Here is a 15650-nt window from a genome sequence, read left to right as displayed (position 1 = left end):
GCCGCCCCGCAGCTCAGCGGGGCGGCACACGCATGCCCGGCGTCACCGGATCGGCTGCCGGGCCTCCTCGCGCACCTTGAGCGTGCTCTCGGCGACCTTGGCCAGGTCGACGGACTTCGGGTCCTGCTGCGCGCTCTCCGGGGTGATGACACCGACCGACGCGCCCGTGTTCTCGTCCGCCCAGGCGCACATCGGCACGGTGGTCCTGGTGCCGTCCTGGGCCGAGGTCAGCACCTGACAGGACACGGTGATCCCGGAACCGGCGGGGGTGATCTCCCGGGCGGGGACCGCCAGGGTCGCGCCCTTCGCGTCCGCGGCGCCGGACAGCATCTTCCTACGGGCCGTCGCGGGGTCCTTGAACTGGCCGTACATCCCCGAGATGACGAGGGCGCCGACTCCCTTCCGGGACTCGGAGGTGTACTGGGCGACCACCGGCTCGGGGTTGCGGATCTTCGGGTCGTAGGCGCCGTCCAGCGCCTTCTTGCCCTCGGTCTGCGACAGGTCCTGGACCAGCTCGTACTCGCCGTCCAGCAGGGCCTTCGGCACGGTGAGCCGGTACTCGGCCTCGGGGAAGCCGGATCCGCCGGCCTGGGACCTGGCCTCGCCCAGCCGGCCCACTCCGAAGGCGATGAGGCCGAGCCCGGCCAGCGAGGCCGCGATGATCCCGATCACCATGCCGGTCCGGTTCTTGCGCGGCGGCGGGTAGGGCGGCTGCCCCGGGTACGGATACGGGTACTGCTGAGGCTGAGGCTGCGGGTATTGCTGCGGGTACGGCTGCTGGTGTTGCGGGGGCCCGTACGGGCCGGGGGGCTGCTGGGGCGGCGGAGTGGTCATCCACCGAACGCTACTTCAACCGCCGAAGGGCCCCTCCGGGGGAGGGGCTCGTTCCGTTCACCGGCGACACCGTGGCCTAGGACAGGGTGCGCACCCGCTGGTCGCGCAGTTCGTAGCGGGCCGCCACCACGGCCAGTTCGCCGGAGGCGACCTTGCCGGCGAGGTCCGGTTCGGCCGCCAGGCGGCCGCGTACCCGCCGTACGTGTGCGTTGACCGTGGCGTCGACGCGGGCTTCGCCGTGCTGGCCGTGGTCGATGGACGGCCGTATCTGGTCGGCCAGGTACTGGATGTGGGCGGGGAGCGGCTCACCGGTCTCGTCGGCGTGGACCGCGGCGGCGACGGCTCCGCACGACTGGTGGGCCAGGACGAGGACCAGGGGTACGTGCAGTTCCAGGACACCGTAGGCGATGCTGCCCAGCACCGCCTCGTCGAGCACCTCGCCCGCGGAGCGGACCGTCAGGAGGTCGCCCAGCCCCTGGTCGAACACGAGCTCCGGGGGCACCCGCGAATCCACGCAGCCCAGCACGATCGCGAACGGGTGCTGTGCCAGGACCAGTCGGCGGCGCAGGGCGGTGGACTCGTGCGGGTGCTCCTGCAGTTGCCTGCGCCAGCGCTCGTTTCCGGCCGCCAGCCGGCGCAGTGCCTGTGCGGGAGTGACCGGGCGGTCCGTGCTCTCGGCCTCCGGCGTTGCGGCGGCGGCGGGGAACGCCGGACCGAGGGCCAGCCCCGCCCCGGCGGCCGCCGTGCCCGCCACGGCGGAACGCAGGAGGGTGCGGCGACTGGGCTGGAGGGCGGCTGGTCTCCGCGTGTTCGAATTCATGGCGGGACCGTAACCCGCCTTGTGGGCAAAGGAGTTGGCCCGTCGGACGCAATGGCGCGATCCGCGCGGGAGCAGGCCGGATGGGAGCGGGACGGTCTCAGGATGCGGGCAAGGGCAAGGGCAAGGGCGCGGGCGCGGGCGCGGGTACGGGCACGGTGCGGGGGCGGCCGGGAGTGGGTGGCCGCCCCCGCACCGTGCTGCCGCTCGGACCGAACGACGGACGGTCAGGCCGTCAGGCGGCCGTGGTTTCGGCGGGTGCCCCACGCGGGGCGGACGTGAGGCGGCCGGAGAGGTGCAGCGCGTGCAGGGCGGCCGCGCAGCCCACGCCGAGGACGGCGAGCCCCAGCCACGGGAGAGCGGAGATTCCGGCCGCCCGGGCCGCGTCCAGCGCCGCACCGGTGAGCAGGTTCCCGAGCGCGATGCCGACACCGCAGACCGTGTTGTACAGCCCGTAGTGCGTGGCCACCAGCCGGTCGCCGGAGAGGCGGACGATGGTGTCCATTTCGAACGGGTAGGCGATCATCGTGCCCAGGGCCAGCAGCAACGCGGAGAGCGCGGGAGGGACCGCGGCCAGCAGCCACCGCCCGATGCCGCCGTCCGGTACCGGCAGCGCCGCGGCGGCCGCCAGGGGCAGGAAGGCCGCGGCCATGACCAGCAGCCCCCGGGTGAGGGCGGGCCCCGGCTCCATCCGGGCCTTGCACCAAGCGGTGACCCGGGTCTGGAAGAGGACGGTGCTCAGCCCCGACACGGCGAAGAGCAGGGCCACCGCGGCCGTGCCGGAGGAGCCTTCGCCGACCAGCCGCCGGACTTCCAGCGGGAGCGCCAGATAGACCTGGAAGGTCATCACGTACGAACCGACCATGGCGCCGGAGAAGAGCAGGAACGGGCGGTTGGCCAGGATGCCGCGCCACTGGGCGAACACGCCCTCGCGCGGGGCCGCCTCCCGGTCCGGGGCGTCGTTCCCCCGGCGGGCGGGCAGCGCCCGGATCTGCACGGCGCCGAGCACGGCGAAGATCGCGGCCGCGACCAGGCAGGTGAGTCGGAAGTCGACCCCGGTCAGCACCATGCCCACCAGCGGGCCCAGCAGGATCCCGGCTTGGTAGAAGACGTTGAACAGGGCGAAGGCCTCGATCCGGCGTTCCCCCGCGTCCGCGGCCAGGTAGGCCCGGGTGGCCGGGTTGAACAGCGCCCCGGCCAGTCCGGTCGCCGCGGAGGCGGCGATGAGCGCGGGTACGGAGCCGGCCAGGCCGAGCGTCGCGAAGCCGATGACGCGCAGCACCATCCCGGCGATGATCATCGGTTTGTACCCGAGGCGGTCGGCCAGCGTCCCGCCGATGAGGAACATGCCCTGCTGGCTGAAGTTGCGCACGCCGAGGATCAGCCCGACCGTCCAGCCGGCGAGGCCCAGCGGCCCGGCCAGGTGCGTGGCCAGGTAGGGCATGAGCATGTAGAAGCCGAGGTTGATGGTGAACTGGTTCACCATCAGCAGCTGGACACTGCGCTCGTACGAACGGACCTGCGCGAGGGTCGCCTTCACCGCGTCCCCTCCCGTGCGCCGGGCTCGCCGAGCGTGAGCGGGTCGACGACGGAGGCGCAGCGGGTCCAGCGCGTGACCTCCTTCTCGTCGAGCCGGCCGATCACGTCGGGCTCGGGGGCCGGAGGTGCGTCGAGCAGGCCGTGCGCCGCGCAGTAGTCGTCGTCGTACACGGTGCCTAGGTAGCGCTGCGGCCCGTCGGGGAAGATCGCGGCGATTCGGGTGTCCCTGGGCAGGGTGCGGGACAGCCACCCGGCCACCAGGGCGACCGCTCCGACGCTCCACCCGCCGCTGGCGTAGTGGGAGGTCGCGAGTTGGCGGCAGGCCCACACGGCCTCCGCCGGGGCGACCCAGTGGACCTCGGAGAACTGGTCGTAGGCGACGTTGCGGGGGTAGATGCTCGAACCGAGGCCGCGCATCAGCCGGGTGCGGGCGGGCTGGCCGAAGATGGTGGAGCCGACGGTGTCCACGCCCACCAGGGCGAGGCCGGGGCAGAGCCGGCGCAGGACGCGCGAGACCCCCGCGGAGTGTCCACCGGTGCCGACGCTGCACACCAGGACGTCGATGTGGCCCAGCTCGCCGGCCAGTTCCAGGGCCAGCGGGGTGTACGCGGTGGTGTTGTCGGGGTTGTTGTACTGGTCGGGGCACCACGAGCCGGGGTGCTGCGCCATGAGCTGTGTGACGCGGTCCCGGCGGGCCTGCTGCCAGCCGCCGGTGGGGTGCGGTTCGCCGACGACGTTGACCCGTGCTCCGTAGGCGGTCAGCAGCCGGTTCATCGACCCTTCCAGGCCGGGGTCGGTGACCAGGGTGACCGGGTGTCCGTAGACCATGCCGGCCAGGGCGAGTCCCAGGCCGAGGGTGCCGCTGGTGGACTCGATGATCCGGGCGCCCGGCTTCAGCTCGCCCCGGGCGCGGGCCCGCTCGACCATGTGCAGGCCGGGGCGGTCCTTGATGCCGCCGGGGTTGAAGCCCTCCAGCTTCGCCCAGAAGCCGCTTCCCGCCGGGGTCAGCGGCTCGGACACGCGCAGTAGGGGAGTGTTGCCGACCAGCCCGGACAGGGCCGTGCGGGCAGGGGGTGTCACGTGGGTGGGTGAGGAATCCATTGGTCCGCTCTCGTTCGATGATGCGTCAGGAAGTCGCTCATGCGGTACGGGAGCGGTCTAGATGCGCCATCGGCACACGCTGGTCAGCGTGGAGCGGCCGGTCCGGGCCATCCGTGCGGCGCCGGGGGGCGCGGCCGGGTCCGCCGACGGCGGATCGGCGACGGGGGTGAGGGGGAGCGCGGGCTCCGCGTCCGCCGAGTGGCGGGGCTCGTTCTGCGCCTGGGGGGCCAGGCCGGGGGAGAGGCAGTCGATGTGGTGGGCCGGATGGGCCGGGTGCGCAGGGTGCTGAGAGGCGGTCTCGGCGGCAGCCGCGCCGACGGAGGCGGTGCCGGACGGCGGGAGCCCGTCGCCGGGAAGAGGGGAGGAGCAGTGCAGGACCGCGAAGAGCAGCGCGCTCAGGATCCCGGCGAACAGTCCGACTCGCGAGGTGTGACGCGGATCGGCTGTGATCATGTTGTGATCGTAGCGTCCGCTTGCCGTGATCGACGGCGTTGATTCGGACATTGTCGCAAGGCCCGATCGCGCGGCGCCGCCGTTGGCCGGAACGCCCCGTCGGCGCCGACGGGGACGCGCCGACGGGGTACTCCCGACGAGGCGCGGGCGGAGCGGGATCGTAGGATGACCGCATGATCCCCGCCCCGCAGTCGCCGCGCCGCCGCCCCGCCGGGCCCGGCCGCCTGCTGCTGGTGCTCGCCGTACTGGCCGGTGTACTGGCCATGCACGGGCTCGGGACCGGGGGAATGCCCGTACGGGCGCACGCGGTCGCCGCCGCCGGGTACGAGTCCGGTCACCACCAGACGGGTGAGGACTGCTCGCACAGCGCCGACGGCCAGGGCCACGTGCACCACGCGGACGCCACCTGCGCCGCGACCGGGATCACCACCGCCTACGCGCCGCCCGCGCTCGCGGCCGCTCTCCCGGGCACGCCCGCGGCCGCGGTGTTCGCCACCCGCGCGTCGGCGCCGGCCGAGAGCGGGCGCGCCTCGCCCGACCTGGCGGAACTGCAACTCCTGCGCATCTAGAGCGGCCCGCACGGCGCCCGTCCCCGGGCTGCCGCGCTCCGCCATGTCCTCACGCGTCAAGGAGTCGTAGCACCATGAGCAAGAACCGTTCCCCGATCCGCCGTACCACCGCCGTCGCGGCCGCCGCCGCGGCCTCGTTCGTCCTCGCCGCTTGCGGTGCGGCGGACGACGGCGCCGCCGCCGGGCACGGCGGCCACACCGCGCAGTCCCCGTCGGCGTCGGCCTCGTCGTCCGCCGCGCAGGGGCAGCACAACGCCGCCGACGTAGCGTTCGCCACGGGGATGATCCCGCATCACCGCCAGGCCGTGGAGATGGCGGACCTGGCCCCCTCCCGGGCCGGCTCGGCCGAGGTGAAGCAGCTCGCCGAGGCGATCAAGAAGGCCCAGGACCCGGAGATCAAGACCCTGTCCGGGTGGCTGACCTCGTGGGGCGAGCAGGTGCCCGCCGCGGGCGCCGCCGGCCACTCCGGTCACGGCGCCGGCGGCGGGATGATGACCGCCGACGAGATGGACCAGCTGGGCAAGGCCTCCGGCAAGGCGTTCGACACCGCCTTCATGGAGCTCATGATCAAGCACCACGAGGGCGCCGTCGCCATGGCGAAGACGGAGCAGGCCGACGGCGTCTTCCCCGAGGCCAAGACGATGGCCGGGGCCATCATCAGCTCCCAGACCGCCGAGATCGCCACGATGAACGGGCTCCTCGGCAAGAACTGATCCACCGGAGCGGGCGCGGCGGCCCTCAGAGCCTGTCGGACGGAAGGTCCAGCAGGCGGGCCGCCGCCTCGCGCATCTCGATCTTGCGGATCTTCCCGGTGACCGTCATGGGGAACTCCTCCACGACGTGCACGTACCGCGGGATCTTGAAGCGGGCGAGCCGGCCGTCGCAGAACGCGCGCACGTCCGCGGCGGTCAGCGACTCGGCTCCCTCGCGCATCCGCACCCACGCCATCAGCTCCTCCCCGTACTTCGGGTCGGGTACGCCGATGACCTGGACGTCCAGGACGTCCGGGTGGGTGTGGAGGAACTCCTCGATCTCGCGCGGGTAGAGGTTCTCCCCGCCGCGGATCACCATGTCCTTGATGCGGCCGGTGATGCTCAGATAGCCCTCGTCGTCCATGACCGCCAGGTCGCCCGTGTGCATCCAGCGCGCCGAGTCGACGGCCTCGGCGGTCCGCTCCGGCTCGCCCCAGTAGCCGAGCATCACCGAGTAGCCGCGGGTGCACAGCTCGCCCGGCTCTCCGCGGGGCACCGTACGGCCGGACTGCGGATCGACCACCTTCACCTCCAGGTGCGGGCCGACCCGGCCCACGGTCGACACCCGGCGCTCGACGGAATCGTCCGCGCGGGTCTGCGTCGACACCGGCGAGGTCTCCGTCATCCCGTAGCAGATGGACACCTCGGCCATGCCCATCCGGTCGATGACCTCCTTCATCACCTCGACCGGGCAGGGCGAGCCCGCCATGATTCCCGTCCGCAGGCTGGACAGGTCGTAGCCCTCGAACCCGGGGTCCGCCAGCTCGGCGATGAACATGGTGGGGACCCCGTAGAGCGAGGTGCACGATTCCGCCTCGACCGCGGCCAGGGTGGCCGCCGGGTCGAACGAGGGCGCGGGGATCACCATGGCCGCACCGTGGCTGGTGCACGCCAGGTTGCCCATCACCATGCCGAAGCAGTGGTAGAAGGGCACCGGGATGCAGACCCGGTCCCGTTCGGTGTAATGACACAACTCGCCGACGAAGAAGGCGTTGTTGAGGATGTTGTGGTGCGAGAGGGTCGCCCCCTTGGGGAAGCCCGTGGTCCCCGAGGTGTACTGGATGTTGATGGGGTCGTCCGGACTGAGCGCGGCCTGCGCCCGGGCCAGGTCGGCCCGGTCGCCCTGCCGTCCGCGCTCCAGCAGGGCCGTCCACAGGGGCCCCTCCAGCAGGACGGTGAACTCCAGCTCCGGACAGCGCGGCCGGACCTCCGCGATCATGCCCGCGTAGTCGGAGCCCTTGAACCGGTCCGCCGCGACCAGCAGCCGGATCCCGGACTGCCGCAGGACGTACTCCAGTTCGTGCGAGCGGTAGGCGGGGTTCACGGTGACGAGCACCGCCCCGATCCTGGCGGTGGCGTACTGCACCAGCGTCCACTCGGCGCGGTTCGGTGCCCAGATACCGACCCGGTCACCCTTGACGATGCCGAGGCCGAGCAGGCCGAGCGCGAGGGTGTCGACATCGGCCGCCAGCTCCGCGTACGTCCAACGGCGCCCGGTGGCCCGGTCGATCAGGGCGTCGTGCCCGGGGAACCGCCGCACGGTGCGGTCCAGGTTCTCGCCGATGGTGTCGCCCAGCAGCGGCACGTCGCAGACACCGGACGCATAACTCGACGCGGAGGACACACGTATCTCCAGGGCTCGATGGCCGGGCGCGAGGCCCGGTGGGCAGGCGTTCCCTCATGATCCCCGGCGCCCCGTCCGGGGGCTACCCCCCGGACGGGGCGCCGGGGAGGGCGCTCAGCGCGCGTGGTGCTCCGGCAGATCCACCTCGGCCGGGGCGACGGCGAAGCCGCGCGCGGAGGCCGACGCGGCCCGCTTGCCGCAGAAGGCGGCTTCCAGGGTCCCGCCCAGGGCCGTGTTCGCGGCGCCCCGGTTCGAGGTGTTCGCCATCGCGGTCAGGCTGCGGCGGCCGTCACGGGTGGCGAACGCGTAGGTGTAGAAGCCCTGCACGGTCCCCGTGTGGCCGTACACAGACGTACCGCACGTCAGGTCGTACCGGCGCAGGCCCAGCCCGTAGAAGCGGGTGCGGGCGGCGTCGGTCGGGGTCATCTCCAGCATGGCGTCCAGCATCGGCGCGGGCAGCAGCCTGCCGCCGAGCAGCGCGGAGGTGAAGGTGTTCAGATCGGCCGGGTCGGAGATCACCGCCCCGGCGGACTGCGCCCAGGACACGGTCTGCTCGGTGGAGTCGACCAGCGGCGCGCCCGCCTCGTCCGGGTGGAGGTAGCCGCGTGCGTGCCGCCCCTCGATCCGGGTGCCGGGGTGCACGTACGAGGTGTTCCGCAGGTGCAGCGGCCTGATGACGCGGCGTTCGTACTCCTCGCCCACCCGGTGCCCGGTGACCTTCTCGATGAGCATGCCGACGACGACGAAGTTGGTGTTCGAGTACGCGTACGCCGCGCCCGGTTCGGTCGTCCTCGGCTCCTTCAGCGAGAGGCCGACGAGCTCCCGGTAGCCGAACACCCTCGTGCGCACGGCCTCGAAACCGGGAACGGTCCGGGCGAACATGGCGTCCGTGTAGTCGGCCAGCCCACTGCGGTGGCTCAGCAGATGGCGCACGGTGATCCGGTCGTCGGGCAGCAGACCGGGCAGGTACTGGTTGACCGGGGCGTCCAGCCGGATCTTCTTCTCGGACACGAGCTGCAGCAGCACCACGGCGGAGAACGTCTTCGTGACGCTGCCGATGCGGAAGCGGGAGCGGGCGTCCATGGCGGCGCCCGTGGTCCTGTCGCGCACGCCCACCGCCCTGGACCGGACGCCGTCGGGGCCGGTGATCCGGGCCATCGCCCCGGGCGCCCCGGCTTCGGTCGTCTGGCGCAGGGCCTGCACCAGGGCCTGGAGATCGGCGGGCGCCTCGGAGGCGTGGGCGGCGGTGGCCGGCGCCACGCCGGCCAGCACGGCCAGCAGGGCGGCGCCCAGGGCCAGCCGTCGGTTCAGGGGCAGGAGCATGTCGTTCCTCGAGTCGGTCGGCAGCGGATGGCGGACGCGCGGCCGTCGGCTCGCGCACCCGAGCGCTCAACTGGCGCAAGTGGGTCCGAGGGACGGGGAAGGGGCAGAATTGACGGGAAAGCCGGGAAGCCGGGAAGCCCGAAAGGGGGCGTCTGGTGCCGACGGATCCGTCGGGGGGCGCGCGCGAGCAGTCCCCTGGCCTCCTGAGGTCGGAGCCCGGCACGCTGCTGGAGCACGTTGCCGTGGCGGTGTTCGGTCTCGACGACGAGGGCCGCATCCGCTACTGGGGACCGGGCGCCCAGACCCTCTTCGGACACCCGGCCGAAGCAGTGCTCTCCGGATCGGCCGACGTCCTGTTCCCCGCCCCGCCCCCGGGCCGCCCCGGCGCGGCCGCGCAGCTGGCGGAGCGCGGCCGGACCCTGGGTTACTGGCGGGTCCGCATGCCCGCCGCGCACCGCGACGGGACGGTCTTCGACTGCGGGTTCCGGGTCTTCCCCGTCACCGGCCCCGGCGGCAGCTCCGTGGTCATGGGCCTGGCCAGCAGGGGCGAGGACCTCGACCGGGTCAAGACGAACCTGGCGTTCCTCGACGCCCTCTTCGAGACCTGCCCCATCGGCCTGGTCATGCTCGACGAGGAGCTGCGGTACGTCCACCTCAACCAGGCACTGGCCGACATGGACGGCATGCCCATCGCGGAACACCTCGGACGCCGCATGACCGAGGTCATGCTCACCTCCGACGGGGGCGAGTACGAGCGCACGCTACGGGCCGTGGCCGCGGAAGGACGCCCCGTGGTCGGCGCCCTCGTGGGCCTGCGCACGGCGGGCCGTCCCGACCGCGACCAGGTGCGGTCCGTGAGCCTCTTCGCGCTCAGCCAGGCCGGCGACACCCGCCCCGGGGTGGGCGGGCTCCTGGTGGACGTGACCGACCGGGAACACGCCATCCTGGAGGCGACGGCGGCCCGCGGGCGCCTCGCCCTGCTGGACCGGGCCGGCGCCCGCATCGGCACCACCCTCGACCTGCACGTCACCGCACGGGAACTGATCGACACCGTGGTCCCCGAATTCTGCGACGGCGCCGTCGTGGAACTCGTCGAACGCGCACCCGACGATCCCGAGGTGTTCGACCCCGAGCTGCCGCTCGTCACCCGCCGCATCGCCTCCGGGACCATCCTGCCCCCGCCCGCGGACGAGCTGGTCAGCGGGCTGGAGCACATCACCTACCCGCCGGGCTCCAGCATCCACGCCACGCTGAGCACGGGACGTCCCGTGTGCGTCCCCGTCAACGAGGAGTTCGCGACCCGCACCGTCATCCACCAGGAGCGCGCCCGGCTGCTGCTCGCCAGCGGGCTGGCGGACATCCTGATCGCCCCGCTCATCGCCAGGGGAACCGTCCAGGGCATCACCATGTTCGGCAGGGCCGCGAACCGCCCGGCCTTCTCCGAGGAGGACCTCGGGCTGGCCGGGGAGCTGGCCTCCCGCGCCGCGCTCTGCCTGGACAACGCGCGCCTCTACGACCGGGTCCGGGAGATCGCGCTCACCCTCCAGCGGGCCCTGCTCCCCAGCGCCACGGGCGCCGGCCCGTACGTGCGCGTCGCCCACCGCTACCTGCCCGCCGGCCACGTCACCGAGGTGGGCGGCGACTGGTACGACGTGATCAGCCTGCCCGGCGACCGGGTGGCCCTCGTCGTCGGCGACGTGATGGGGCACGGGGTGAAGGCGGCCGCGGCCATGGGCAGGCTGCGCATCACCGCCAAGGCACTGGCCCGGCACCACGCGGACCCCGGCGAGCTGCTCGCCGAACTCGACGCCTGCGCCCGGGAGGCCGGGATCGAACTGGCCACCTGCCTCTACCTCGTCTACGACCCCGCGACCGGGCGCGCCCGCATGGCCAACGCGGGCCATCCGCCGCTCCTGGTACGCCTCCCGGACGGCACTGTCGACACGGTGGCGCAGGCCCCCGGGGTGCCGCTGGGCGTGGGCGGGTTCCCGTACCAGACGACGGAGCTGGACCTTCTGGACGGGGCCACCCTGGCCCTGTACACCGACGGCCTCATCGAGACCAGGGGGCGGGACATCGAAGCGGGCATGGAGGCGCTGCGTGACCAGCTGCGGCAGGCGCGGGGCACCATGGAGGAGGCGGCCGACCGCATCCTCGCGAACCTGCTGCCCAGCGTCCCGGCCGACGACACGGTCCTGGTCCTGGCCCAGGTCAGCCGCGTGCCCCGGCGCTGAGGGCGGGCGCTGCTGCTGTCGTAGACCTCGACCACCAGCTCCTCCGGCCGCCGGCAGGCGATGCGCAGCAGCCAGCCGCCGTCGTCCGTGTGGCGGACGGCGTTGCCCAGGAGCTCGCTGGCGACGAGCAGGACGTCGTGCACGTCGGCCCAGGGGCACCTGGCCCGCACGAAACGCACGGCGGCACGCCGCGCGAGCGCGGTGTCGTCGGTACGAGAGGAGTCGAGGACGAGCACGGGGCAGCTCCTGTCCGCGGAGGAAGTGGGAGAAAGCAGGGCGAATGCCTACGTTCCAGACTCCCGGCTCCGTGCCCCCGGGAACATCGGCAATTCGGCCGAGTGGGAGGACGAGACGGAAGCCGGGACGGAAGCCGGGGCCGGGACCGATGGGGGAGACCGGCCCGTGCGAGGCTTGTCCGGCTCACAGGACCGGCACGCAGGACCGGGCCACAGGACCGGCATACAGCCCGGCCGTACGGGAGGGGACCCACACGATGCACCAGCCGAGCCTGCCCGAAGACCTGGACCGCCCCGAGCTGCTCTGGGCCAGGGCGGTGACCCTGGCCGTGCTCGACGCGGCCTGTTCCGTCCGGACCGACTTCGCCGTCGACGACGACGGCGTGTGGTGCCACTCCACCGGCGCGGGCGGCTGGTGGCGCCTGACCGTGCTCGACGGGACGCGCGCGGTCTTCTGCGGCCAGGACCCGGACGGCAGCCACACCCACGTCGGCGGCCGGCAGATCGACTTCCTCGCGGGCGGCCCCGCCTGGCTGCCGTGGGACCTCCTGCGCGAGGACGCCGCCGGCAACCTCTTCGGCTTCGTCTACTGGTGGGAGGACGGCGCGTGGCACCGGATCCCGTACCCGGACGAGATGCAGGAGGACGGCCTGGACGGCGCCGCGCCCTGGGCCGGCTCGCACGAGGAGTTCCTCGAACTGGCCGTGGAGTCGCGCGACGTCCCGTACGAGCGGCGGCGGATCCTGACCGAGGCCGTCGAGCGGTTCGTGGAGACGGCCCGGGAACGCAAGGCCGACGAGGCCGCCGTGGCGGCGCTGCTGGCACCGGCCCGAGCCGTGGAGGAGCCCGCGCCGCGACTCGAGGTGGCACTCACCCTCGCCGCGCGCGCGGGCGTCCTCGCGTAGCGCCCTTACGGCTACTTCAGCGCCGCGAACGCCTTGGTGAAGGCCAGCGGCTGCTGGAGTATCGAACTGCACGTGGCATCGGCGTAGTTGACGGCTCCGGCCGCGCACTGCTTGTCGCGCGTCGAGGACCACATGGCCAGCCGGCCGATCCCCTTCGCCGCCGCGAAGTCCACGAGCTGCGTGGCGTCGGCGACGGTGAAGATCTCGCTGGCGACATCGTTCACGCCGATCATCGGCGTGACGGCGACGGCCTTCCACGCCGCCGCGTCGGAGAGCCCGAGCACACCCTTGAGCTGTGCCTGGGTGGCCGTCGCGGCCTGGATGGCGTACTGCCCCATGTCCCCGCTGTACGCGGGCCCGTAGTCCATCGCCATGATGTTGACGGCGTCGATCCGCACGCCGTTCTTCTTCGCGTCGGCCAGCAGCGCCACGCCCGGCTGGGTCAGCCCCTCGGGCATCACGGGCAGGGTGAACGCCACGTCCAGGCCCGGGTGCGACTTCTGCAGCCGGGCGACGGCCTGGGCGCGCCGCGCGTTGGCCGAGGTGTCCGGCAGGGCCGCGCCCTCGATGTCGAAGTCGACCTTGGTGAGCCGGTACTGGTCGATGACCTTCCCGTAGGCGGCGGCCAGATCGTCGACGGTGGCGCAGTTCAGGGCCAGTTCGTGCCCGGCGGCCCCGCCGAACGACACCCGGACGTCGCCGCCCTTGGCCCGCAGGGCACCGATCTGGGCGGCGACCTTGTCGCTCGCGAGGTCCGTGACGCCGCCCCACAGCGGCGCGCAGCCGCCGCCCGAGGTGATGAAGGCGAGGTGGAACTCCTTCACGCCGGTCTTGTCCGCGGTGTCGACCAGGTCGTACGCGGGGTACAGCGAGGTGTCCACGTACGGGGCGAACCGCGCGCCGGGGGTGGCCGGGGCGGTCGCGGTGGGGGCGGGCGACGTGGTCCGGGTCGGCTGGGCGGAGGTCGCGGTCGGGGCGGCGGTGGCCGTGGCCGTGGACGTGGGCGCCGCGGTCGGCGCGGAGGTGGGACGGACCGTGGGGCGTCCGCTCGGGCCAGCCGTCGCGCCCTGGTCCACCGAGCACTTCAGCCCGTTGATGCGGCACCCGGTCGGGTCGCCCGGGGTGCCCGAACCGCTCGTCACGAAGCCGACGGTGACCGAGGCCCCCGCGGCCAGCTGCCGGTTCCAGCTCGAGGGCTTCACCGTCACGTGCTGCCCGTCGACCGTGTGGACCCCGTTCCACAGGGAGTCGATCCGTACGCCCGCCGGCAGGTCGAACTGGAGCGTCCAGTCCGACTGACTCTGTCCGGTGGGGTTCGTGATGACGTACTGGCCGGTGTAACCACCGCTCCAGGAACTGGACTTCGTGTACACGGCTCCGACGGAGCTGGCCTGCGCGGTCCCGGTGAACGCGAAGGCCGCCCCACCGATCACCGCCGCCGCCACGATCGCGCCCGTGACCTTCGCCGTACGGCTCGTCCTGCGCCGGTGCCCGACTGTCCTGCTCATCGCGTGCCTGCCTCTGTGTTACTGGGGAGTTGGGTGCGGCAGCACGCTAGCCGCCCCGAAACGGACATTCGTTCGTTTGGGGGCGGCACTGAAGACTCTTAGGTTCCGCTTAAGGAAGCGATGGGCAGGTGTTAAGTCTCAGCCGTGGCTGGTGTCGATGACGCAGAAGCGGTTGCCCTCCGGGTCGGCCAGGACCACGAAATCGGGGTCCTCGGGGTAGGAGTCCCAGTCGACGTGCCGGGCTCCCAGGGACACCAGGCGCGACACCTCCGCCTCCTGCTCCGCCGCGTCCGCGGCGTACAGGTCGAGGTGGACCCGCGGGTGCTCCTGTACGGGTGAGACGCTGCGGCCGAGGGCCAGGCCCGGGCCGGTGCCGTCGGCGGGGACCAGGACGGTCCAGCCGTCGGCCACTTCGCCGTCGCGCGGGACGTACCCGAGCGCCCGGCCCCAGAATTCCGCCGCCCTGCGTACGTCCGCGGCGCCCATCACGATCGTTCCGATGCTCAGCATGATCAGATTCTGGCAAACGCGACAGGGCGGGCATGCTCCTATTGCGGGAGCCTCTCGATCGCCACCATCGCGGCGTCGTCGCCGAGGGTGCTGCCGGCCGCGTGGGACAGCAGGTCCGCGCACAGCCGGTCCAGGAGGGCGCGCGGGTGGGTGCCCGACCAGGCGGCCGCGCGTTCCGCGAGGGGGTAGAACGTCCCCGCCGCGTCGCGTGCCTCCAAGACCCCGTCCGTGTAAAGGAGCAGGACGTCCCCCGCCGTGAAGGCGAAGGTCTGCACGGTCACGGCGGATTCCACCAGACCGGCCAGACCCAGCGGCGGCGAGGGATGGTCCACGTCGAGGGCGACGGCCCGGCCGTCGCGCGAGAGCAGCAGCGGCGGCGGGTGACCGCAACTGACGAGGTGCAGGACCGGCTCGTCGTCGGGGATCTCCAGGACGGCCGCGGTGATGAAGCTTTCGCCCTGGTCCCCGGAGTCGTCCAGGTCCGGGGAGACCGCCGCCTCCAGATAGGCCACCAGCCCCGGCAGGCCGGCCTCCTGGTGGGCGGCGGCACGGAAGGCGCCGAGGACGAGCGCGGCGTCCCCGACCGCCTCCAGCCCCTTGCCGCGGACATCGCCGATGATCAGCCGGGTCCCCGTGGCCGTGCGGGCAGCGGCGTACAGGTCCCCGCCGATCCGGGCCTCGGCCGCGGCGGCCAGGTACAGGGAGGCCACGCCCAGCGGACCGATCCGGTCGCGCAGCGGCCGCAGCACCACCTGCTGTGCGGTCTCGGCCACGGACCGCAGCTGGACCATTTCCCGCTCGCGCACCTCCCGCAGGTGGGCGAAGAGGGTCACGAACACCGAGATCATGATGAGCGCGCCGATCTGGAAGGTGTGGTTCAGATCGGTGAGGGTGGTGCGCACCATCGCCACCACCGTCTGGGCCAGCACGGCCACCAGGCCGACGAACCCCGTCATCCACGGCCCGGCGAACGAGGCGGTCAGAGCCGGTGCGGCCACCAGGAACGGTCCGAGGTGGACATCGGGCGGGGCGAGCACGTCGACCACCGTGACCAGGGCGATCAGCGCGAACGGAACCGCCAGCTGTGCGTGGCGCACCTGCCGGGACCGTGGGTGGGACGCGAGCGGCGGCCGGAGATCCATCCTCCCTGCATACACCGCGAAGGGATCGGCGTCCGCCAGACCCGGCCGTCGCGGGCTTCCCTTCTCGCGCCGCGCTCCGTGGATCGCGCCGCCGCCCGGGTGC

General features: G+C 73.0%; 14 protein-coding genes and 1 pseudogene. 4 read left to right on the top strand and 11 right to left on the bottom strand.

Annotated features, from left to right (window positions below; all coding sequences use genetic code 11):
- Window positions 1-42: 42 nt before the first annotated feature.
- The 5 genes from OHA89_RS05095 to OHA89_RS05075 all read right to left on the bottom strand — a co-directional run bounded on the left by OHA89_RS05095 (window position 43) and on the right by OHA89_RS05075 (window position 4744).
- Window positions 43-834 (bottom strand): hypothetical protein, encoded by a 792-nt coding sequence (locus OHA89_RS05095; RefSeq protein ID WP_266942133.1) that lies wholly within the window; start codon window positions 832-834, stop codon window positions 43-45.
- Window positions 835-910: 76 nt separating this feature from the next.
- Window positions 911-1654 carry a carbonic anhydrase gene (locus OHA89_RS05090; protein ID WP_406365408.1) on the bottom strand — a complete coding sequence of 248 codons (744 nt, stop codon included), beginning with the start codon at window positions 1652-1654 and terminating at the stop codon, window positions 911-913.
- Between the two features lie 232 nt (window positions 1655-1886).
- Entirely contained in the window at window positions 1887-3191 is a 1305-nt protein-coding gene (locus tag OHA89_RS05085) for an MFS transporter (RefSeq protein WP_266613154.1), read from the bottom strand.
- Window positions 3188-4291, bottom strand: a complete 1104-nt coding sequence (locus OHA89_RS05080; protein WP_266613152.1) for a PLP-dependent cysteine synthase family protein — start codon at window positions 4289-4291, stop codon at window positions 3188-3190. Before OHA89_RS05080 ends, OHA89_RS05085 begins: the two co-directional genes overlap by 4 nt.
- Before the next feature lie 57 nt (window positions 4292-4348).
- Window positions 4349-4744: a hypothetical protein gene (locus OHA89_RS05075; RefSeq protein ID WP_266613151.1), complete on the bottom strand. Its 396-nt coding sequence runs from the start codon at window positions 4742-4744 to the stop codon at window positions 4349-4351.
- Window positions 4745-4917: 173 nt separating this feature from the next.
- Between OHA89_RS05075 and OHA89_RS05070 the strand changes: the two genes are divergently transcribed.
- Together OHA89_RS05070 and OHA89_RS05065 are read left to right on the top strand one after the other, a co-directional pair.
- On the top strand, window positions 4918-5313 hold the full coding sequence (locus tag OHA89_RS05070) for a DUF6153 family protein (RefSeq protein WP_406365407.1): 396 nt from the start codon (window positions 4918-4920) through the stop codon (window positions 5311-5313).
- Between the two features lie 74 nt (window positions 5314-5387).
- Entirely contained in the window at window positions 5388-6026 is a 639-nt protein-coding gene (locus OHA89_RS05065; protein ID WP_266613150.1) for a DUF305 domain-containing protein, read from the top strand.
- Window positions 6027-6051: 25 nt separating this feature from the next.
- Here OHA89_RS05065 and OHA89_RS05060 read toward each other — a convergent pair whose 3' ends face one another.
- Complete coding sequence (locus OHA89_RS05060; RefSeq protein WP_406368393.1) at window positions 6052-7701, bottom strand: AMP-binding protein; 1650 nt, start codon at window positions 7699-7701, stop codon at window positions 6052-6054.
- Window positions 7702-7803: 102 nt separating this feature from the next.
- The gene (locus OHA89_RS05055) at window positions 7804-9012 is read right to left on the bottom strand and encodes a serine hydrolase (protein ID WP_266613149.1); all 1209 of its coding nucleotides are present in this window, start codon (window positions 9010-9012) and stop codon (window positions 7804-7806) included.
- 155 nt (window positions 9013-9167) lie between these two features.
- Here OHA89_RS05055 and OHA89_RS05050 point away from each other — a divergent pair, with 155 nt between their 5' ends.
- On the top strand, window positions 9168-11246 hold the full coding sequence (locus OHA89_RS05050; RefSeq protein WP_406365406.1) for a SpoIIE family protein phosphatase: 2079 nt from the start codon (window positions 9168-9170) through the stop codon (window positions 11244-11246).
- A gap of 56 nt (window positions 11247-11302) precedes the next feature.
- Here the strand turns inward: OHA89_RS05050 and OHA89_RS05045 are convergent.
- A pseudogene (locus OHA89_RS05045) lies at window positions 11303-11416 on the bottom strand (ATP-binding protein); the annotation flags it as partial.
- 323 nt (window positions 11417-11739) lie between these two features.
- Between OHA89_RS05045 and OHA89_RS05040 the strand changes: the two are divergent.
- Window positions 11740-12387: a hypothetical protein gene (locus tag OHA89_RS05040; RefSeq protein WP_266613144.1), complete on the top strand. Its 648-nt coding sequence runs from the start codon at window positions 11740-11742 to the stop codon at window positions 12385-12387.
- 11 nt (window positions 12388-12398) lie between these two features.
- On the opposite strand, the gene OHA89_RS05035 is transcribed toward OHA89_RS05040, so the two are convergent.
- The 3 genes from OHA89_RS05035 to OHA89_RS05025 form a co-directional block, all read right to left on the bottom strand.
- Window positions 12399-13895, bottom strand: coding sequence for a cellulose binding domain-containing protein (locus OHA89_RS05035; RefSeq protein ID WP_266613142.1), 1497 nt, complete (start codon window positions 13893-13895; stop codon window positions 12399-12401).
- A gap of 138 nt (window positions 13896-14033) precedes the next feature.
- A complete protein-coding gene (locus OHA89_RS05030; protein WP_257552959.1) occupies window positions 14034-14405 on the bottom strand; it encodes a VOC family protein in 372 nt (123 codons plus the stop codon).
- Between the two features lie 38 nt (window positions 14406-14443).
- Window positions 14444-15547 (bottom strand): PP2C family protein-serine/threonine phosphatase, encoded by a 1104-nt coding sequence (locus tag OHA89_RS05025; RefSeq protein WP_266613120.1) that lies wholly within the window; start codon window positions 15545-15547, stop codon window positions 14444-14446.
- Window positions 15548-15650 lie beyond the last annotated feature (103 nt).

It is taken from the genome of Streptomyces sp. NBC_01546, assembly GCF_045208355.1.
GTDB lineage: Bacteria > Actinomycetota > Actinomycetes > Streptomycetales > Streptomycetaceae > Streptomyces.
Note: the sequence above shows the minus strand (reverse complement) of the source record. Positions and strands in the feature narration are given on the sequence as shown.